Origin of the sequence: Leucobacter musarum subsp. musarum, assembly GCF_001273845.1 — a bacterium.
Classification (GTDB): Bacteria; Actinomycetota; Actinomycetes; order Actinomycetales; family Microbacteriaceae; genus Leucobacter; species Leucobacter musarum.
The window spans coordinates 120,106-141,126 of the sequence record NZ_JHBW01000087.1; the positions used below are offsets into that span (position 1 = coordinate 120,106).

A 21,021-nucleotide genomic window follows, 5' to 3' on the forward strand; every position below is an offset into this window, starting at 1 on the left:
GGTGCTGATGAATGCATTCCTCTCTGAGCGGACTCCCGCCACCCGCCCCGCCGCCGTCTTGTGGGACATGGATGGCACCCTGATCGATTCGGAGCCCGTCTGGCTCGAAGCCGAAATCGGCATGCTCGACCGCTACGGCATCGAGTTCACCGATGAGATCCGCGACGCCCTAGTCGGGTCTGGGCTGCAGGCCGCAGCGCGACGCTTTCAGGAACTCGGGGTGCCCCTGAGCACCGACGAGATCATCTCCGAGTGGACGACCTCAGTCATCGCAGGCCTGTCGTCATCCGAACCGCTCTGGCGCCCCGGCGCTGTCGAGCTGCTCCATTCGCTGCGCGACGCGGGCATTCCGAGTGCACTCGTCACGATGGCGGTGCGCGAGATTGCGGACGCCGTTGTCGCAATGCTCCCTGCAGGTCTTTTCGTCGACATCATCGGCGGTGACGAGGTCGCTCACGAGAAGCCGCACCCCGATCCGTATCTGCGCGGAGCAGCGCTCGTCGGCGTCGATATTTCTGATTGTCTCGCGCTCGAGGACTCGGTCACCGGTGTGACTTCGGCAGAGGCATCCGGCGCCGTTGCGATTGGCATCCCGAATCTGCTCGACCTCTCGACCTCTCCGGCGCACGAGATCTGGCCGACGCTCGCGGGCATCGACGCCGATGCGCTGAGCGCCCGATTCGCCGAGTTGCGCGATGTGCACCCGTCTGCGGGTGCTGTCGCCGAAGGTTCGGATTCCGGATCACCGGCACTCCGCGGCCCGCTCGTCTACGGAGACCGCGTGCAACTGACCGGCCCGAAGGGCCGCATCAATACGATCACGCTGGTGACTGGAGGCGAGTTCCACAGCCACCGCGGCGTCATCGCCCACGCCGATATCGTCGGGCTCCCCGACGCATCGGTGATCGCGAACAGCAGCGGAGAGGAGTACCTGGCGCTGCGCCCGCTGCTCTCTGACTTCGTGATGTCGATGCCCCGCGGCGCGGCGATCGTGTATCCGAAGGACGCGGCGCAGATCCTCTCACTTGCCGACATCTTCCCGGGCGCTCGAGTGGTCGAGGCTGGTGTGGGTTCGGGGGCACTTTCCCTGCATCTCTTGCGCGGTGTCGGCACCACGGGGGAGCTGTTCTCGTTCGAGCGTCGCGAGGAGTTCGCCGATGTCGCCACCGGCAACGTGGCGGCGTTCGCCGGCTCGATCCCACCGAACTGGACGGTGACCGTCGGTGATCTGCAGGAAACGCTGCCCGCGGTCTGCAAGGGCGGAACGATCGACCGGGTCGTGCTCGACATGCTTGCGCCTTGGGAGTGCGTCGACGTCGCTGCCGATGCTCTGGCGCCCGGCGGCGTCATCATCTGTTACGTCGCGACCGTGACCCAGCTGTCGCGCACGGTCGAACAAATTCGTCGACACGGCGGATTCGCGCACCCCCAAGCGTCGGAGACGCTGGTGCGCGGTTGGCACGTCGAAGGGCTCGCGGTGCGCCCGGATCACCGCATGGTGGCGCACACCGGCTTCTTGGTGACCGCGCGCCGGCTGGCGCCGGGCACCGTGCTTCCCGAACTCAAGCGCCGTGCGTCGAAGAGTGACTTCAGTGCGGCTGATCTCGGCAACTGGCTACCCGATCTCGGCCCCGAGGGCGAGGCGCCCGCGAGTGCTGAGGTCTGGACGCCGGAGGCTGTGGGCGAGCGGGTCAAGAGCGACAAGATCCTGCGTAAGAAGGTGCGCGAGGCGCGTCAGTTCGCGGATGAGCGCGGCGCTGAACTGTCTGAATCCGAATAATTCGGGCCCGGGTGCGAGCGTTCCGTGTGCTCGTGCCCAGGGCCGATTCGATAAGATGGCCGGGTTCACATCGGCTTCCTCGAGAGGTGCTCATGCTTCGTCGCATCGTTCCCGCAACCGCAGCCGCCGTGCTGCTTCTGGCCGGGGTCACCGGCTGCAGTGCGCAGCAGGCGCAGGCGGCCGACTGCTCGTCGGTGCTGCAGCCCGGCGCGCTCAGCGACGGAACGACGGTGCTCGGCGCCTTTGGTGAGCAGCCGCAGGTCTCGGTGCCGAAGAATGTCTCGATCGACACGACACAGCGCACCGTCGTCGACTCCGGCGACGCAGATGGTCACGTTGCCGACGAGGGCACGGTCGTGGGCGTTAACATGGCGTTCTTCGCGTCGACGGGCGGCGATCCGCTCTACGAAAGCGCTGGGTTCTCGGATGACACTGCGAGCCCAGAACTGCTGCTCGTCTCCGCTGATGTTTCGAACCCACTGAGTGAAGCGGTGCGGTGCACGGTGCCGGGTGACCGGGTCGTGCTTGCGCTGTCGCCAGATGACAGTGCGCAGCTCGCTGGGCAGCTGGGTGCTCCGACCGGTGCCTCCATTGTGGGCGTGATCGACGTCGAGACGACCGGTCCGCTTCGCGCCGATGGTCCGGTGCGCGGCCTGCCCAACGGGTACCCCGCAATCGTGACGACCGAGGGCGGTCGCCCCGGCCTGGTGTTGCCGCCCACGGAAGCGCCGGGTTCGACGACTTCCGCAGTGCGCATCGAAGGCGACGGCAAGCAGGTCACCGCGGACGACAGCGTGATTGCTCAGGTGCTCTCGGTCGACTGGAGCGGCACCGTGCAGCAGAACACCTGGGATTCCAGCGTGATCCGCGTGGGGTCGGAAGCCGACATTGCTCAATCCGGGAACACCTACCGCACGGAACTCACCGGCGCGAAGGTCGGCTCGCAGGTGGTCGTGCTCGAACACGAGTCGGGGTCGACTGCACGCGTGGTCGTCGTCGACATCGTCGGAGTCAACTGAGTTCGGCAATGGCAGGCGGCTCGTCCGGTACAACGGCGGGTGCGGATCGCGGCGCGTCCGCGCAGCGATCGCGCGTGCCGAGCGAGCAGCGACTCTTCAGCCTCGTACTCGCGCTCGTCGTCAGCCCGAACGGCTCGACGAAGCGCGAGCTCCTCTCGTCGGTGTACGGGTACGCCGATCGCTACTCACATGGCGACATCAGTGCGTCGCTGGAGAAGCAGTTCGAGCGCGACAAGGAGCAATTGCGCGAACTCGGCATTGCTATCGAGACATTCGACGATCCTTCCGAGATCGGCAACAACCAGCTCACGCGGTATCGGATCGCCAAGGATCTGCTGCAGTTTCCGGCCGACCTGCGGTTCAGCGAGCGCGAGCTCATGCTGCTCCGTCTTGCAGCGCTCGCCTGGAGCGAGGGAAGCCTGAGTGCCGAATCGCGACGCGCGGCCATGAAGCTTGAGGCGCTAGGGGCCGGACTCGACGTGCAGCACCTCGGTATTGCTCCGCGACTCGGTTCAGTGGAGCCCTCGGCCGCGCCACTGCAATCCGCGATCGACGCTGGCCTGGTGGTGACGTTCGCCTATCGCATGCCGGATCGCGACACGGCGCTTGAACGCCGCGTCGCCCCGTTGCGCTTGCATCGCGCCGAAGGTCGCTGGCATTTGGTGTCGTGGGATCTGGACCGCGCCGCGCCGCGCACGTTCTTGCTCGCGCGCATCGAGGGCACCGTGCACGTGCTCGAAGAGCGCATTCCTGATGACCTCTCGCCGGTCGTCGACACCGCGATCGCCGACCTCGAACGGTTGCGCGTTGAGCGCCGTGCCGTGCTGCGGGTGCGACGCGGCAGTATCGCCGAGGCACGGTTGACCTCGCGTGGAGCTCCGGTGACGCGAACCGAGGCTCCCGCCGACGCCGACGCGGAGAACGGCACGAGTGACGTCGAAGTCGGAGTGCTCGATACGCATCTGCTCGCCGCTGAACTCATCGGCTTCGGCCCTGATGTGACGGTGTGCGATCCGCCGGAGTTGCGGGCGCTCGTCGTCGCGGGACTCCGGCGCATCGCGGCAGCGCACGGCCGAGGTGCCGGCCTCGACCAGTCAAGCGCCGAACCCCACGAAGGAGGCCACCGTGCGTAGCGCGCTCCTCGGCCCCGATCGCGTCACGCTGCTCCTGGCACTCGTCGCCTACTTGCGCGAGGCTGGCCCCGTGCCGGTGCCGGAACTCGCCGAGCGATTCGGGGTCGCCCCGCGGCTCCTCCGCACCCTCGTTCGATTTCTCGGCACCGCCGGCGTGCCCGGCGAGACGCTGAGCTACCAAGATGAAGACCTCTTCGACATCGATTGGGACGCGCTCGAGCTGAATGACACGGTCAGCCTCACGCGCACGGTCGCCGTTGAGGAAGCGCCTCGCTTTGCGCCACAGGAGACCGCGGCACTCGTGGCCGGGTTACAGGCGCTCACCGCCATGCTCGGGCCCGAAGACGCGGCGTTGGCCCGCAGCACCGCAGAGAAACTGGGTTCGGCTCTGGGGTCGTCTGGCCTCGCCGCGGTCTCGATTGCGCCGTCGACGGAGCGTCCGGAGGTCGCGGTCATCTTCTCCGCAATTGAAGCGGGGCGACGTCTCTCGTTCCGCTATCGCGATGCGGCGGGTGCGGAGACGAGCCGCACGGTGCTCCCTCGATTGCTGACGCAGGGGACGGGTACCTGGTATCTACGCGGATACTGCTTTGAGCGCGCCGCGGAGCGTACGTTCCGGCTTGATCAAATCTCGGGGCTCCGCCTGGTCGATGCAGACCTGCCCGCTGGCCAGGTCACGGCTGCGCCGTTGCCTGAGACATCAGTATCCGGCCCGCGCATCGCCACGTCGCGCCAATCCGCTGCGATTCGGCCGGCCAATCAGGATCCTCCGGCAATCGTCATCGAAGCGCTCGCCTCACCGCAGGCTGCTGCCCGGCTGCGAGGATTCGCCCCCGAGATCATCGAGGAATTCGACGACGGACGCCTGCGTCTGCAGATCGCTGCGTGGCACCCGTGGGCCGCGGTGCAGGTCGTGCAGGTGCTCCCCGGTGACATCGAGATCGTCGCGCCAGCGTCAGCGCGCGCCAGCGTGGCGGAATGGGCGGAACGCGCCCTGGCGTCGTACGACGAGTGACGGGGCGCAGACGGCGGGTTCTCGGTATCTGCTGAGATACACTGAGGCAATGGCTGAACAGGCGCGGAAGCGGCGCAATCCCGAGGGGCGCATGAGCCTCGGGGAGCACCTCGTCGAGTTCCGTAAGCGCCTGCTTATCTCCGCTGTCGCGATCGTCGTCGCGCTGGTCGCCGGCTGGTTCCTCTCCGACTGGGTGTGGAACATGCTGCGCAGCCCGGTGCAAGATCTTGCTGCGGTCGGGCGCGACGCGCAGATCTCCTACGGTGACATCTCGAGCGGGTTCGACACCAAGGTGCAGATCGCGCTGTTTATCGCCGTCATTCTTGCCTCGCCAGTGTGGCTCTACCAGATCTGGGCGTTCCTGGCGCCGGGGCTGACCCGCCGGGAGAAGCTCACCGGTGTGGGCTTTCTCGCCGCAGCGGTGCCGCTGTTCCTCGGCGGCGCCTACGCTGGCTGGCTCGTTTTGCCGAACATCGTTCGATTGCTGGCAAGCTTCCAGCCCACCGAAGACACCTTCAATCTCAACGCACGAAGCTATCTTGATTTCGCGATCAAGCTGGTGCTCGCTGTGGGCGTCGGGTTTGTGATGCCGGTGCTGCTCGTCATGCTGAACTTCATCGGTGTGCTCAGAGGCGCGTCGATCTTGCGGAGCTGGCGGATTGCGATTTTGGCCATCATTCTCTTCGCCGCGATCGCGACGCCGGCTGCCGATCTGATGAGCATGTTCTTGCTCGCCGCACCCATCATCGTGCTGTACTTTGCGGCCGCAGGAATCTCGATTCTGCACGACCGGCGCGTCGACAGGCGCCATGCCGAGGAGTTCGCGGCCTACGACCTCGATGCGCCGCAACGCGCGAACGATACGAACTAGCCCGGCCATCGCTGAGCGATGACCGGCGCGACAGAGGGGGACACCGTGCCAAATGAGGCGCCGCTGATCGAGACCGCCGTGGATGCGTTCGCCGCGTCGCTGCAGTATCCGCTCGATGCGTTCCAGCGCACCGCGTGCGAGCGCCTGGAAGAGGGGCGCAGCGTGCTGGTTGCCGCACCGACCGGGTCGGGCAAGACCACGGTCGCGGAGTTCGCGGTCTATCTTGCCCGTCGCGCGCGAGATGCCAGAATCTTCTACACCGCACCCATCAAGGCGCTGTCGAACCAGAAGTTTCGCGAGCTCTGCGCGACATACGGCGAGGACGAAGTGGGGCTCCTTACCGGTGACGTAAACGTCCGCGGCGACGCGCCGATCGTTGTCATGACGACGGAAGTGCTTCGCAACATGATCTATGCGGGCTCGCACGCGCTCGATGAGCTCGAGTGCGTGGTGCTCGACGAGGTGCACTACCTCGGTGATCGGTTCCGCGGAGCGGTCTGGGAAGAGATCATCCTGCATCTGCCGCAGCGGGTGCGCATCGTCGGGCTCTCCGCGACCGTTTCGAACGCCGAGGAATTCGGGGACTGGATGCACGCGGTGCGTGGTGACACCGACGTGATTCTCTCCGAGCACCGTCCGGTGCCGCTGTACCAGCACGTCCTCACCTCGCGCGCGCTGCTGCCGTTGTACGTCGACCGTGCAGGTGAACTCGCGACCGGAGGTCGCATCAACCCGGAGCTGCACGCGCTCGATGGTCGCGGCGGGGCTCGCGGTGGTCGCGGGGGTCGCGACGGGCGATCCGGTCGGGGCAGTCACGGCTACGACTCGGGCCGAGATCGCACGCGCGGGCGGCCCCCCGTGCGGCGGTCGAAGCGGATCTCGCGATCCGACATCGCCCGAGCACTCGACGAGACCGAACTGCTCCCCGCCATCGTCTTCATCTTCAGTCGCAACGGGTGCGACCAGGCCGTGAAGCAGTGCCTGTACGAGGGCATCGCACTGACGACCCGGGAGGAACGCGACGAGATCCGTCGTATCGCCCGTGCCGAGATCGCCGGCATGACCGACGAAGAGCAGCGTGTGCTGGGTGCCCGCGAGTGGCTGGCCGGCCTCGAACGCGGCGTCGCGGCCCACCACGCCGGCTTGCTGCCCGCCTTCAAAGCGGTCGTCGAACGACTGTTCCAGCGACGACTCGTGAAGCTCGTGTTCGCGACCGAGACCCTGGCGCTGGGCATCAACATGCCGGCTCGAGCCGTGGTGATCGAGCGCCTCGACAAGTTCAACGGCGAACAGCGTGTGTCGCTGACCTCAGGGGAGTTCACACAGCTCACCGGCCGCGCTGGGCGACGGGGCATCGACCACGAAGGGCACGCCGTTGTCGTGTGGAGCGATGGGGTCGACCTCGAAGCACTGGCGCACCTGGCCGGAGCCCGTTCGTTCCCGGTGCGTTCGAGTTTTCGCCCCACCGCGAACATGGCGGTGAACCTCCTGCAGCGCATGGATCTCACGCGGGCGCGCGACACGCTGGAGCTGTCGTTCGCGCAGTTCCAAGCCGACCGCGCTGTCGTCGATCAGGCGCGCGAGCTGCGCGCGGAGCAGGAGTCGCTCGCCGGGTACGACGAGGCCGCCGCCAGGGCTCAGGGATCGGATCGGAAGCGATGGGAGGATCGCGCGCGCAAACTGCGTCGACGCGTCGAGCGCGGACGGCGTCAGATCGCCTCGCGCACGGGCACGATCGCTCGCACGTTCGACCGTGTCGTCGATCAGTTGCTCGAGCTCAAGTACGTCGAGGCGGATCGCAATGGTGACGTGAACGTGACGCAGTGGGGCAACCTCTTGCGCAGAATCTATGGCGACCGCGATCTGCTGATCGCCGAGTGCATTCGCGAAGACACCTGGCGCGGCCTGGATGCCGCCGGTCTCGCTGCCATGGCCTGTGTACTCAGCTACGAGCCTCGCCGAGATGATGAGGGAGAACCGCGACTCCCGGGTGGCCCGGCGTTCGCGGCTGCCTACGATCGTGTGCTCGACCTCTGGGTGCGTCTCGATGATCTCGCCGAGCGATCCCGACTCACGCGCAGCGAGCTGCCACACGCCGGGCTCGCCGCGACCATGCATGGCTGGGCCACAGGTCGGCCGATCGAGCGGGTACTCGAGGCCTCAGGTATTGGCGCGGGTGATTTCGTGCGCTGGGCGAAGCAGACGATCGACCTGCTCGACCAGGTCGCTCAGGCGTGCGAAGCCGCCGTGCTCGACGAGCTCGATGAAGACCGGCTCGGTGCGCTCGCTCGGCTGGCGCGGGAGGCCAAGCGCGCAGTAAAGCGCGGCATCGTCGAAGCGTCGAGCTCATCGTGACGCGGTGGGTACGCCGGTCGGTGCTGCTCCGCGCCGACCGCAGTGGTGTGGTCGCGCTGCGACGGTGGGTCGCCATCCTGAGTGCGGTCGCGGGCGGTCTGCTGCTCGATGCGGCGACGCCGGGCCTCGCCTGGTGGCCGCTCGTCTTCCCCGCGGTCGCGCTCATCTGCGCTGCAGTCTGGCAGCAGCCTGCAGCGTGGGCGCTGCTGAGCGGCTCCGCTGCCGGCGCAGCGTTCTGGATGCCGCACATTTCGTGGCTGACCCTGTATCTCGGGCCGATTCCGTGGGCGGCGCTCAGCTCACTCATGCTGCTCTGGTTCGGCCTGTTCGGAATGCTCGCCGCCATCGCGACGCGCGGGCTCGCCCGCTTCGGCCGCGACCCGCGCGCGTCGGGGCGTGACTATCGATTCGCCTGGGCGATCTCGATTGCGCAGGCGGTCACGGTCGCCGGCTTGTGGGTGCTGCGCGAGCAAGTACAGGGAGCGTGGCCCTACGGCGGGTTCGCTTGGGGGCGCTTGGCGACGACGCAGGCCGATAGCCCGCTGCTGCAATCGGTATCGTGGTTCGGATTCGCGGGTCTGGGTGCCTGCATTGCCGTGGTGTGCGCGTTCCCCGTCGCGGTCGCGTTCAACCGTCGTTCGCGCTTGACTGAGATGTCTGTTGCGGGTTCCGCGCGTCGCGGCCTGCTGCGGCGACCGCTGATGGTGAGCACGGGGGCCGGGCTCGCCCTGCTCGTCGTGCTGGCGCTCCTGCCCGCGGCACCACTCGAGCAGACGGGGACGCTGCGCGTCGCCGCAGTACAGGGCAATTCGCAATCCGGAATCTTCGACGACCGTGAAGCGGGCGGCGTGATCCGGGATCACTTCGACGCGACGGAGCATCTGCTCGATCGGTTGGAGGCGACGGGCGAATCAGTCGACGTCATCGTCTGGCCCGAGAACAGTGCGGAGTTCGGTCTGCCGGAGAATCTCATTCGCAGTCAACGGCTTGCGAAGCTGTCGCAGCGCGCTGGCGCGCCGATCGTCGTGGGATCGGTGCTCGCGAACCCGGATGGCACCTACAGCAACAGCTCACTCATCTGGCAGCAAGACGGCCCGACGGGGGACCGCTACGACAAGCGCTACCCGGTGCCGTTCGCGGAGTACATGCCCAACCGGCCGTTCTTCCACGCCATCGTGCCCGACCTGGTCGACCTCGTTCAGCTTGAGTACTCGCCGGGCACCCGGCCGGCCGCGCTCGACGTTGAGACGCCCGCGGGGGTCGTGCAGGCAGGCATCGCCATCTGCTTCGATATCATCTTCGACCCGCAGGCGGTGGAGATGGTGCGCGACGGAGCCCAAGTGATCTTCGCCCAGACCAACAACGCCGATTTCGGACACACCGATGAAAGCGTGCAGCAACTGGCGATCGCGCGAACGCGCGCGGTGGAGACGGGGCGCGCAGTCGTCAACGATTCCACCGTCGGCACGAGCGCCATCATTGCCCCGGACGGATCGGATCTCGCGCGGCTGCGCGCATTCACGGCAGACGCGATGGTGGCGGAAGTGCCGCTGGTGACCGGGGAGACCCCGGCCTTGCGTTTCGGCGCAGCGATTGCGTGGGTCGCGACCGGGCTGGGAATCGCGGGTGTGATCGCCGGAATCGTCGGATTGGGGCGGCCGCGGCGCACGCTAACTTGAGGTGCCGCGGCGCTGCCGCAAGAGCTGGAGTCGCTCTTCGAGCAACTCCTCAAGCTCTTCGCGCGTGCGACGCTCGATCAGCATGTCCCAGGGCGTGCGCTGCGAGGCGCCCTTCTCTTCGAATTCCGCACGTGCGGCTCGACCGGCTTCGTCGTCGAGAAACCCGATCTCACCGCTTTTCTGATCGACCCACTCTGCGGGTGGCTCCGCATCGGCATCGAACATGACGGTGAAACGGACGCCGCGATCGGTGAGGTACTCGATCGAACGGCGTGGGGAGAGCTCGACGCCCGCCTCGCCCTGCAGGCTGGTCGCGCCGATGCGCGTTCCTCGGAGTGTTCGATCGGCCATGTGGGAACCCCCTCGTGTGTGCCGTCCACGTCGCGTCGTGGCGCCGGTGCCTCCAGTGGCAGAGTACCGCTCGCGCCTGGCTGCGCGATACCCCCGACCTGGGGATTGACTGGCCGTCCAGTACCCTGGATGCAGGTATCACCACGATTGAGGAGTACATGTGACCCAGATTCTCGAGGCCGGCAGTCTCGCCGGCCGACGCGCCCTGGTAACGGGATCATCCCGCGGTATCGGCGCGGACACGGCGCGCTACTTCGCTGAGGCGGGCGCCGACGTGGTTGTCAACTTCCGCAACAAGGCCCCTCGGGCCGAGAAACTCGCGAACGAATTCCGTGAACTGGGCGTTCGCGCGCTGGTGCAGGGCGCTGATCTGACGGATCCCGAGTCAGTGCAGTCGATGTTCGACGCTGTGCGCGAGGAATTCGGTGGCCTGGACATCTTGGTGCTCAACGCGTCGGGTGGCATGGAGAGCGGGATGGGCGAAGACTACGCACTGCTGCTGAACCGCGATGCGCAGCTCTCGGTGCTCGACGCCGCGCTCCCATTGTTGGGTGAAGGATCGCGTGTGGTGTTCGTCACCAGCCACCAGGCGCACTTCATTCGCACGACACCGACGATGCCTGAGTATGTGCCGGTTGCGGAGTCGAAGCGCGCGGGTGAGGATGCACTTCGAGCGCGCATCCCCGAGCTCGAATCGCGTGGCATCGGCTTCACCGTCGTGTCGGGCGACATGATCGAGGGCACGGTGACCGCAACGCTGCTCAATCGTCTCAATCCCGGCGCGATTGAAGAGCGTCGTGAGCAGGCGGGCAAGCTGTACAACGTTTCGGAGTTTGCGGCTGAAGTGGCGCGCGCGGCCGTCGACCCGGTGCCTGCAGACCATACGCGACTCGTGGGTGACACGTCGAGCTTCGGTGCAGACGCATAGCCTGACATCCTCCCAGAACATCAACGCGGTGTTCGATAATCGAACGGTACCCCCTACCGGGTTCGATTATCGAACACCGCGTTTGTTCTATCAAAGTAGTGACTCCGGGGCGCTGTGTTTCCGGGGTGTTACGAATCGGAAACGTCTGCGGCAAAAGTCAATAAGTTCCGTCAAAAATTCGGCAATCTTCCGCGCGTCCCCGCACGCGAGGCAGGAACTGCGATGTCGTTTGCATTTCGCCGAAGAAACAGAGTGCTACATTTTGGGCTCAGCCACCGCGCAACAACCGGGGAGCCTTTGGGTGCCTCGGTGAGCGCATGACCGCACCGGGGCGCACGACGTCCCGACGATCGAGAGGACGTCGATGCCGCAGCGCTCGCCGATCACCCACCCGGGCTCGACTTTCCCCGCCCCTGTCGGACTCTACGATCCCGCAGACGAGCGCGATGCCTGCGGGCTCGCCTCCGTGGTCGCGCTGACCGGTCAGGCCAGCCACACGATCATCGAACAGGCGCTTGAAGCACTCGAGCATCTGGAGCACCGCGGCGCGGTCGGCTCAGATGCGGGAACCGGCGACGGCGCCGGCATCTTGAGCGACCTGCCCGACCTCCTCATCCGCGGGGAGCTCCACGCGCAAGATGCCTCACTGCGCCTGCCCGAGCCGGGCGCATATGCTGCCGGCCTCGCGTTCCTTCCGCAGGCGACCACGGAACGCCGTGCCGTGCAGTATCGCATCGCGGCGATCGCCGCTGAAGAGGGGCTGAGCGTGCTCGCCTGGCGCCCGGTGTCGGTGCGCCCCGACGTGCTGGGTGAAAGCGCGCGCATCGCGAGCCCGGTCATCGAACAGCTCGTGCTCGTCGCCGCGGCAGGGACGACGCTCAGTACGGACGACCTCGAGCGTCAGGCATTTCGCACGCGCAAGCGCGTGCAGCATGAGACGGGCTGCTACCTGCCGTCGCTCAGCGCGCGCACCATCGTCTACAAGGGCATGGTGACGACGCTGCAGCTGCCCGGTTTCTACCCGGAGCTCTCCGATGCGCGATTCACCAGCCGGTTCGCCATTGTGCACTCCCGCTACTCCACGAACACCTTCCCGTCCTGGCACCTCGCCCAGCCCCTGCGCATGGTCGCGCACAACGGCGAGATCAACACGGTGCGCGGCAACCGCAACTGGATGCGTGCGCGCGAAGCACAGCTCGAATCGGAGCGACTCGGCGACATCTCGCCGCTGCTGCCGATTTGTTCGGAAGGGGGCAGCGACTCTGCCAGTTTCGACGAGGTCTTGGAACTCCTGGTGCAGGCGGGACGGTCACTGCCGCATGCACTTGCGATGATGGTGCCGGAAGCGTGGGAGTCGGAGTCGGGTCTGTCACCCGAACTCGTCGATTTCCTCGAGTACCACTCCCTCGTCATGGAGCCATGGGATGGGCCGGCCGCCATGATCGCGACTGACGGCACCGAACTCGTCGCGCTGCTGGATCGCAATGGTCTGCGCCCGGGTCGGTATCTCGTGACCTCCGACGGGGTGCTCGTGATCGCGAGCGAGACCGGGGTGCTCGACATTGCGCCCGAACGCGTCGTGCAGCGCGGTCGGTTGCAGCCCGGCCGCATGCTGGCGGTTGATCTCACGACCGGCGTCATCCGCGATGACGAGGCCGTCAAAGCAGAACTCGCGGCATCGCAGCCGTGGGGCGACTGGCTCGCCGAGGGGCGCATCCGGCTCTCTGAGCAGCCGGAGCGCGAGCACCTGGTGCATCCTCCCGCCTCGATCGAGCGACGCCAGCGCACCTTCGGATACACCGAGGAGGAGCTCCGTGTGCTGCTCACTCCGATGGCTCGGGACGCGATCGAGCCGCTCGCCGCGATGGGCAGTGACACCCCGATTGCGACGCTGTCGGATCGGCCGCGCCTCGTCTTCGACTACTTCGTGCAGCAGTTCGCGCAGGTGACGAACCCGCCGCTGGACGCGCTTCGCGAAGAATTGGTCACCAGCCTGCGCGCCGGTCTGGGGCCGCAGGAGAATCTGCTCACGCAGTCGGCCGATCATGCGCGCCAGGTGATCCTCGACTTCCCGGTGATCAATAACGACGCACTCGCGCGCATCCAGCACTTCGGTGACGACCCGGAGCGGGAGCGCGCGGTCACGATTCGCGGGCTCTACCCGGTTGATTCGGGTGCCCGAGGACTCGCCGACCGACTGGACGCGATGTGCCGCGAGGCGAACGCCGCGATCGATGCCGGCGCCGAGTTCATCATTCTCTCCGACCGCGATTCGAACAAGGATCAGGCCCCCGTGCCCTCCCTGCTCGCCGTGTCGGCGGTGCATCACTACCTGATTCGCGAGGGCAAGCGACTGCGCGTCGCTCTCGTCGCCGAGGCCGGAGACGTGCGCGAGGTGCACCATGTGGCTGCGCTCATCGGCTACGGTGCGGCTGCGGTGAACCCGTACCTCGCGATGGAAACCGTGGGACTTCTGGTGCGCGACGGGTCGATTCCGGAGGTGTCTGAAGACGCCGCGATTGCCGGGCTCATTAAGGCGCTCGGCAAGGGGATGCTGAAGGTGATGTCCAAGATGGGCATTTCCACGGTCGCGTCGTATTGCGGTGCACAGACCTTTGAGGCCATCGGCCTGTCGCAGCAGGTGGTCGATCGCTACTTCACCGGTACGACCTCGCGGCTCGGCGGAATCGGGCTCGACGTCATCGCGGCTGAAGTCGCGGCGCGGCATCGCTCTGCGTACCCCGACGATGTCGCGGCCCACGCGCATCGCACCCTCGAGACCGGCGGAGAATACCGCTGGCGACGCGGGGAAGAGCCGCACCTCTTCGATCCCGAGACGATCTTCAAGCTGCAGCATGCCACCCGTACCGGGCGTCGCGACATCTTCACGGCGTACACGGCACGGGTCAACGAGCAGCAAGAGCGGCTGATGACGTTGCGCGGCCTGTTCAAGTTCGCACCGCAGCGGCCCGCAGTGCCGCTCGGCGAGGTCGAGCCGGTCAGCGACATCGTGAAGCGTTTTGCGACTGGCGCGATGAGTTACGGCTCCATCTCACCCGAGGCGCACGAAACACTCGCGATCGCGATGAACCGGCTCGGCGCGAAGTCGAACACGGGCGAGGGCGGCGAATCTGACGATCGGCTGCTCGACCCCGAGCGTCGCAGCGCGATCAAGCAGGTCGCCTCCGGTCGCTTCGGCGTCACCTCGATGTACCTCACGCACGCCGATGAGATCCAGATCAAGCTGGCGCAGGGCGCCAAGCCGGGGGAGGGCGGGCAGCTGCCGCCGACCAAGATGTACCCCTGGATCGCCCGTACCCGTCACGCGACGCCGGGCGTGGGCTTGATCTCTCCGCCGCCTCACCACGACATCTACTCGATCGAAGATCTCAAGCAGCTGATCTTCGACCTGAAGCGTGCGAACCCGTCTGCGCGGATCAGCACGAAGCTGGTCGCGCAGAGCGGCATCGGGCCGGTTGCGGCCGGTGTCGCCAAAGCCCTCTCCGACGTGATTCTGGTGTCGGGTCACGACGGCGGTACCGGCGCGAGCCCGATGAACTCTCTGAAGCACGCCGGATCGCCGTGGGAGCTCGGCCTCGCCGAGGCGCAGCAGACGCTGATGCTCAACGGCTTGCGGGAGCGCGTGGTGCTCCAGGCCGACGGGCAGCTCAAGACGGGCCGCGATGTGGTCATCGCTGCGCTACTCGGGGCCGAAGAGTTCGGCTTCGCGACCGCTCCGCTGGTGGTCTCCGGGTGCATCATGATGCGCGTCTGCCATCTCGATACCTGCCCGGTGGGCGTCGCGACGCAGAACCCCGACCTGCGTGCGCGCTACACCGGTCAAGCCGAGCACGTGGTGAACTTCTTCCGCTTCATCGCCGAAGAGGTGCGCGAGATTCTGGCTTCGCTCGGGTTCCGCTCGATCGACGAAGCCGTGGGCGATACCTCGGCGCTCGACGTCGACGATGCGATCTCGCACTGGAAGGCATCGGGGCTCGACCTGACGCCGATCCTGCGTGGACCGGTGTTCGCCGAGGGTGAGCCGCGCCGTCACGGACGCGAGCAGGATCACGAGCTGGGCGAGCACTTCGACGTGCAGCTGATGCCGATGGCGGCGGATGCGCTCGAGCGCCGCGACCCTGTGGTGATCGACCTACCGATTCGCAACATCGATCGGGCCGTCGGCACCACGCTCGGCCACGAGGTCACCAAGCGCTTCGGCGCGGAGGGGCTCGCCCCCGAAACCATCGACATCACCCTCACCGGTTCGGCCGGGCAGTCGCTCGGCGCCTTCATGCCCGCAGGCATCACGCTGCGACTGGTGGGAGACGCGAACGACTACGTCGGCAAGGGACTTTCTGGCGGCGAGGTCGTGATTCGCCCGCACCCCGAATCCGGGCACCCCGCTTCGGGCAACGTCATCGCCGGCAACGTGATCGGGTACGGGGCGACGAGCGGTTCGCTCTGGATCGCGGGCGTCGTCGGTGAGCGGTTCCTGGTGCGCGGCTCGGGAGCGACCGCCGTAGTCGAGGGCACGGGTGACCACGCGCTCGAGTACTTCACCGGTGGCTTCGCGCTGATCCTCGGGCCCACGGGCCGCAATATCGGTGCCGGTATGTCGGGTGGAGAGGCGATCCTGCTCGATCTCGACCCGGCCGACGTCAATTCGGCCGAACTCGCGTCGGGCTCGCTGCTGCTGCAGCGGTTCGGCGGAGCGGACGACCTCGGCCCGGGGCTGCCCGACGGCGAAGAGCGCGCGCTGCGGGAGAAGATCGTCGGGCTCGTCAAGCGGCACGGCGAGCAGACCGGCTCTTCGGTCGCCGCCGAACTGCTCGAGAGCATCGAGCGCGACCCCGAGGGCACCTTTGCCCGATTCACGCGTCTGATCCCGCGCGGCTACTCGCGCGTCCTCGAGATTCGAGTGCGCGCCGGTGAACAGGGCATCGACCCCGATGGCGACCGTGTCTGGTCCGAGATCTTGGAGGCGACTCATGGCTGATCCCCGCGGATTCCTGAAGGTGCGCGAGCGCGAACTCGCGCCGAAGCGACCCGTCGAACTGCGACTCAAGGACTGGAGCGAGGTCGTCGACCCCGCGAACCCGAAACTCGTCGCCAAGCAGGCGTCTCGTTGCATGGACTGCGGCGTCGCGTTCTGCCACCAGGGCTGCCCGCTCGGCAACCTCATTCCCGAGTGGAACGACCTGATGTTCCGCGGTCGGGAGCGGGAAGCCATCGAGCGTCTGCACGCGACGAACAACTTCCCCGAGTTCACAGGTCGCGCCTGCCCGGCACCCTGCGAGTCTGCCTGCGTGCTGGGAATCAACCAGCCCGCGGTCACGATCAAGCAGATCGAAAACAGCATCATCGACCAAGCGTTCATGAACGGCTGGGTCGTGCCGCAGCCGCCGTCGCGACTCACGGGCAAGACCGTGGCGGTTGTCGGATCGGGGCCCGCGGGCCTCGCCGCGGCGCAGCAGCTGACCCGTGCCGGTCACACGGTCGCCGTCTACGAGCGCGATGAGGAGCCGGGCGGCCTGCTCCGGTTCGGCATCCCCGACTTCAAACTCGAGAAGACGCTCGTCGCGCGCCGCGTGGAGCAGTTGAAAGCCGAAGGCACACGGTTCCGGTGCGGCATCGAGATCGGCCGCGACATGTCGTGGAGCGAGCTTCGTCGACGTTACGACGCCGTCATCGTCGCGACCGGCGCCACGGTGCCCCGTGAACTGCCGCTGCCCGGCCGCGAACTCGCCGGCATCATGCCCGCGATGGAGTACCTGTCGGCCTCGAACCGTGTGCAGTCGGGCGCGCTCGCCGAGACGCCGTTCGACGCAGCAGGCAAGCACGTGATCGTGATCGGCGGCGGCGACACCGGCGCCGACTGCATCGGCACCGCGCACCGTCAGGGAGCGAAGTCGGTCACGAATCTCGCGATCGGCAAGAAACCGTCCGAGTTCCGCAGCACGGGTCAGCCGTGGCCGGTGCACCCCACGCTGTTCGAGGTGTCGAGTTCGCATGAGGAGGGCGGAGAGCGGAAGTTCCTCGCGTCGACCGTCGAATTCGTCGCCGGCGAGGGCGGTCAGGTCATCGGGCTTCGCGTGGCAGAGACCGGCTTCACCGACGAGGGCCGCGTGCCGATCGCCGGTACCGAAGAATTGCTCGATGCAGATCTCGTGCTCATCGCGATGGGATTCACCGGCCCCGAGGAGATCGAAGACCCCGCGCATCGTCTGGAGCGCTCGAAGCGCGGCGCATTCGAACGGCAACGCGACTACGCCACCGAGCTTCCCGGTGTATTCGTCGCCGGCGACGCCGGCCGAGGTCAGTCGCTGATCGTCTGGGCGATTGCCGAGGGCCGTGCCGCCGCCGCGTCGGTCGATCGGTACCTCACGGGCGACACCGTGCTGCCGAGCCCGGTCACCGCGCACGACCGCGCATTCGTCTGAACGGACACCGCCGCGGGGCGGACTACGCTGAGCAGGTGCACGATGAACTCGCTCAACGTCTTCGAACCGACCTCGCTGCGGCGCCGTACCGCGCCGCGGCCGTCTCCGCCCTGCTCGGGTCCGTGGCCGACGACGCTCGCCAGCGCGGCGTGTTCGCGCCAGCGCGCCAGGCTCTCGCGGGTGCGCACGGTGCGCTCGCGACGCTCGTTCGCGTCTTTCTGCTCGGTGAGGCGGTGCCGGATCGCGACATCGAGGCTGCATTCCCTGCACTCGGCGCCATCGGCGCGCACCAGCTCGGCCTGATTGTGGCCGACGGTGTGGCGGCGGAGCAGACCCTTGACGCGTCCGATGGCGGTGTAGTCCAGTCATCGGCATGGTGTGCGGCACTCTCGCTCAACTCCGTGGTCGTCGACGCCGATGCCGAGTGGTGGGTGCTCTCCGATCTCGACGACCAATTGCGTCGCGGCCCGGCCCAGCCCGACCACGTCATGGGTGTCGGCGGCGCTACGCGCTCGTTGCTCGCGCAGTCGCCCCGCCGAACGGTGGAACGAGCGCTCGATCTCGGCACCGGCTGCGGCATCGTGGCGATGCAGCTGACGCGGTTCGCCTCGAGCGTGGTCGCGACCGACATTTCGGAGCGGGCCCTCGCGCTCGCCCGCATGAACGCCGTACTGAACGACGTTGCCGATCAGATCGAGTTTCGGCAGGGAGATCTGTTCGCGCCGGTGCTCGACCAGAAGTTCGACCTGATCCTGTCGAATCCTCCGTTCGTCATCACGCCCCGTGGCGCCGGCACACCTGTGTACGAGTATCGCGACGGCGGACTTACGGGTGACGCGCTCGCAGAGCGGGTGATCACGCAGGGGCCCGAGCACCTCGAAATAGGGGGCACGCTCCTCTGCCTGGCGAACTGGGAGTCGCCGTGGGGCACCAACGGGCTCGGGCGGGTAGGCGACTGGATCGAACGCGCGATCGGGATCGCCGGACCACTCGCGGCCTGGGTGCTCGAGCGGGATCGCGTCGAGCCAGCGACGTACGCCGAAACCTGGGTGCGCGACGGGGGAGCGCGACCGGGAGATCCCGCGTTCGAAACACTCCTTGACGACTGGCTCGCCGACTTCACGGCTCGACGCATCACGGCGATCGGTCTGGGATCCGTGCGCGTGCGACGACGCCCCGCGACCGCTGAATCCGTGGTCCAACTCGACTCGGCGCTGGGCGCATTCTCTGCGGCACCTGGGGACCAGCTGCAGCGCGCCTTCTCCGTCGGCGCGGCCACCGCGGCGGCCGACGCCGCGACGGTGCTTGCGACTCGCTGGGTGCTCGACGACGCCGTGGTCGAAGAGCGGGAGCATCGCCCGGGCGAAGAATCCCCGCGCCGCATCACCCTAACCACTGATCAGCCCATCGCCCGACAAGTTGCCGCCGATGCACTGTTGGCCGCCGCCGTCGGAGCCTGCGACGGAGAGCTCACGCTGCGGCAGATTGCCGACGCGCTCGCGACCCTCCTCGAAGTCGACGCAGCCGCGGCCGCCGACGCGCTCGTCGCCGGAATCACCGAACTCGCGTGGTTCGGAATGGTCGCACCCGTGAGTGAGGTCGTGCCGGGCAGCGAAGCTGCGCCGGTAGACTGATTCGGTGATGCGAACGATCGACCTGCGCGGCTCCGACCTGTCGCGATCTGCGTTGCTGCACCTCGTGCCGCGTGCAGCAGTCAGCGCTGATGTCGCAGTGGAGCGAGTGCGGCCGCTGGTCGCCGACGTCGCGGAACGCGGCGAAGCGGCGCTGCGAGACCAGGCCCGCAGCTTCGACGGAGTCGCAGATCATGCGCTCCGCGTGCCGACAGAAACGGTGCGTGCGTCGTTGAACGACTGCCCGCCTGACGTCGAAGCGGCGCTGCGAGCGCTCATCGCGCGGCTGAGAGTCGCCTCGGCCGCTCAGGTTCCCGAAGCACGAGAGTCGCGCATCGCAGATGGCGCGGTGATCCGTCAGCGCTGGCAGCCGGTGTCCCGGGTGGGGCTCTATGCACCCGGTGGAAAAGCCGCCTATCCGTCCTCGGTCGTGATGAATGCGGTGGCGGCGCAGACCGCTGGTGTGCCCAGCTTGGCGCTTGCGTCTCCGGCGCAACTCGAAAACGGCGGCCTGCCGCACCCCGCGGTGCTGTGGGCGGCCGCGTTGTGCGGCATCACCGAGGTCTATGCCATCGGCGGCGCAGGAGCGATCGCCGCATTCGCGCACGGTGTGCCGGAGATCGGCCTTGACCCGGTCGACGTTGTGACAGGACCGGGCAATGTGTTCGTCGCTGCGGCGAAGCGCGTGGTGAGCGGCCTCGTCGGCATCGACGCCGAGGCCGGGACGACCGAGATTCTCGTGATCGCCGATGACTCGGCTGATGCCGCATTCGTGGCGGCCGATCTCATCAGTCAGGCCGAGCACGACGAAGCCGCGGCTTCGGTGCTGGTGACGGATTCGCCTGAACTCGCTGATCGAGTCGCGGCCGAGATCGCGGATCGCGCAGTCTTGGCATTCCACGCTGAACGCGTGGCGACGGCTCTTCGCGGCCCGCAATCGGGCATCATTCTGGTCGACGATCTCGCGGCAGCAGCGCGGGTGAGCAACGCGTACGGACCCGAGCATCTCGAGATCCACACCCGCGATGACGAAGCCGTAGTGGCACAGATCACCGATGCCGGTGCCATATTCCTGGGCGCCTACACGCCGGTCAGCCTCGGAGACTACCTCGCCGGCTCGAACCACGTGCTCCCGACGGGTGGTACCGCCCGTTTTGCCTCGGGGCTCGGCGCTCACACGTTTCTGCGCCCGCAGCAGATCATCCGATACGACCGTGACGCGCTCCAGTCCGTCGAGCAACCGTTGCGCGCACTCTCGCAGGCCGAAGGCCTTCCTGCCCACGGAGACGCCGTGAGCGTTCGATTCGAATCAGCAATGGAGACCCGCTGATGCATTGCCCGTTCTGCCGCCACCCCGATTCGCGCGTCATCGACTCGCGCACCGCTGATGACGGACTGTCGATTCGTCGCCGCCGCCAGTGCCCGGAGTGCGGGCGACGATTCACCACCACTGAGACGGCAAGTTTGACCGTGATCAAGCGATCCGGCGTCGTCGAGCCGTTCAGCCGCGAGAAAGTGATGAGCGGCGTGCGCAAAGCGTGTCAGGGGCGCCCCGTTACCGAGGCAGACCTCGCCGTGCTGGCCCAACAGGTCGAGGAATCGGTTCGCTCGAGCGGCATCGCCCAGTTCGATGCCAACGAGATCGGGCTGGCGATCCTGCCCCATCTGCGCAAGCTCGACGAAGTCGCTTACCTGCGCTTCGCGAGCGTGTACCAGGCGTTCGAGTCGCTCGAAGACTTCGATGCCGCGATCGAAGAATTGCGTGCTCGCCCGGCCGCGGCGGCTACTGCATCCACAACTGATCCGGAGGCCTGAC

Annotated in this window: 14 protein-coding genes and 1 pseudogene; 14 read left to right on the forward strand and 1 reads right to left on the reverse strand. The window is 67.2% G+C overall.

The annotated features are described in order from the left end of the window. Window positions 1-7 precede the first annotated feature (7 nt). The 8 genes and pseudogenes from CH42_RS16920 to lnt all read left to right on the forward strand — a co-directional run. Window positions 8-580: pseudogene (locus tag CH42_RS16920) on the forward strand (HAD family hydrolase); the annotation flags it as partial. Window positions 581-697: 117 nt separating this feature from the next. Further along, window positions 698-1,780: a tRNA (adenine-N1)-methyltransferase gene (locus CH42_RS16925; RefSeq protein WP_053353541.1), complete on the forward strand. Its 1,083-nt coding sequence runs from the start codon at window positions 698-700 to the stop codon at window positions 1,778-1,780. A 92-nt stretch (window positions 1,781-1,872) separates the two neighbouring features. Next, complete coding sequence (locus tag CH42_RS09590; RefSeq protein WP_053353542.1) at window positions 1,873-2,799, forward strand: hypothetical protein; 927 nt, start codon at window positions 1,873-1,875, stop codon at window positions 2,797-2,799. Window positions 2,800-2,807: 8 nt separating this feature from the next. Then, on the forward strand, window positions 2,808-3,932 hold the full coding sequence (locus tag CH42_RS09595; RefSeq protein ID WP_053352981.1) for a helix-turn-helix transcriptional regulator: 1,125 nt from the start codon (window positions 2,808-2,810) through the stop codon (window positions 3,930-3,932). After that, on the forward strand, window positions 3,925-4,947 hold the full coding sequence (locus tag CH42_RS09600; protein ID WP_053352982.1) for a helix-turn-helix transcriptional regulator: 1,023 nt from the start codon (window positions 3,925-3,927) through the stop codon (window positions 4,945-4,947). The genes CH42_RS09595 and CH42_RS09600 overlap by 8 nt, the downstream gene beginning before the upstream one ends. 49 nt (window positions 4,948-4,996) lie before the next feature. Continuing rightward, the gene (gene tatC / locus CH42_RS09605; protein WP_193392081.1) at window positions 4,997-5,818 is read left to right on the forward strand and encodes a twin-arginine translocase subunit TatC; all 822 of its coding nucleotides are present in this window, start codon (window positions 4,997-4,999) and stop codon (window positions 5,816-5,818) included. A gap of 45 nt (window positions 5,819-5,863) precedes the next feature. Continuing rightward, on the forward strand, window positions 5,864-8,173 hold the full coding sequence (locus CH42_RS09610; protein WP_239684005.1) for a DEAD/DEAH box helicase: 2,310 nt from the start codon (window positions 5,864-5,866) through the stop codon (window positions 8,171-8,173). Beyond that, window positions 8,170-9,852 (forward strand): apolipoprotein N-acyltransferase, encoded by a 1,683-nt coding sequence (gene lnt / locus CH42_RS09615; protein WP_239684006.1) that lies wholly within the window; start codon window positions 8,170-8,172, stop codon window positions 9,850-9,852. The genes CH42_RS09610 and lnt overlap by 4 nt, the downstream gene beginning before the upstream one ends. On the opposite strand, the gene CH42_RS09620 is transcribed toward lnt, so the two are convergent. Next, window positions 9,844-10,203 (reverse strand): RNA polymerase-binding protein RbpA, encoded by a 360-nt coding sequence (locus CH42_RS09620; RefSeq protein ID WP_053352985.1) that lies wholly within the window; start codon window positions 10,201-10,203, stop codon window positions 9,844-9,846. The two genes, lnt and CH42_RS09620, sit on opposite strands and share 9 nt — an antisense overlap. A 160-nt stretch (window positions 10,204-10,363) precedes the next feature. Between CH42_RS09620 and CH42_RS09625 the strand changes: the two genes are divergently transcribed. The 6 genes from CH42_RS09625 to nrdR all read left to right on the forward strand — a co-directional run bounded on the left by CH42_RS09625 (window position 10,364) and on the right by nrdR (window position 21,020). After that, window positions 10,364-11,131, forward strand: coding sequence for an SDR family oxidoreductase (locus tag CH42_RS09625; RefSeq protein ID WP_053352986.1), 768 nt, complete (start codon window positions 10,364-10,366; stop codon window positions 11,129-11,131). A 364-nt stretch (window positions 11,132-11,495) separates the two neighbouring features. After that, on the forward strand, window positions 11,496-16,130 hold the full coding sequence (gltB, locus tag CH42_RS09630) for a glutamate synthase large subunit (RefSeq protein WP_053352987.1): 4,635 nt from the start codon (window positions 11,496-11,498) through the stop codon (window positions 16,128-16,130). Then, complete coding sequence (locus tag CH42_RS09635) at window positions 16,123-17,574, forward strand: glutamate synthase subunit beta (RefSeq protein WP_053352988.1); 1,452 nt, start codon at window positions 16,123-16,125, stop codon at window positions 17,572-17,574. Before gltB ends, CH42_RS09635 begins: the two co-directional genes overlap by 8 nt. A 35-nt stretch (window positions 17,575-17,609) precedes the next feature. Beyond that, window positions 17,610-19,208 (forward strand): DUF7059 domain-containing protein, encoded by a 1,599-nt coding sequence (locus tag CH42_RS09640; RefSeq protein ID WP_053352989.1) that lies wholly within the window; start codon window positions 17,610-17,612, stop codon window positions 19,206-19,208. A 7-nt stretch (window positions 19,209-19,215) separates the two neighbouring features. Beyond that, a complete protein-coding gene (gene hisD / locus CH42_RS09645) occupies window positions 19,216-20,535 on the forward strand; it encodes a histidinol dehydrogenase (RefSeq protein WP_053352990.1) in 1,320 nt (439 codons plus the stop codon). Then, window positions 20,535-21,020 carry a transcriptional regulator NrdR gene (gene nrdR / locus CH42_RS09650; protein WP_053352991.1) on the forward strand — a complete coding sequence of 162 codons (486 nt, stop codon included), beginning with the start codon at window positions 20,535-20,537 and terminating at the stop codon, window positions 21,018-21,020. The genes hisD and nrdR overlap by 1 nt, the downstream gene beginning before the upstream one ends. Window position 21,021: the final 1 nt, after the last annotated feature.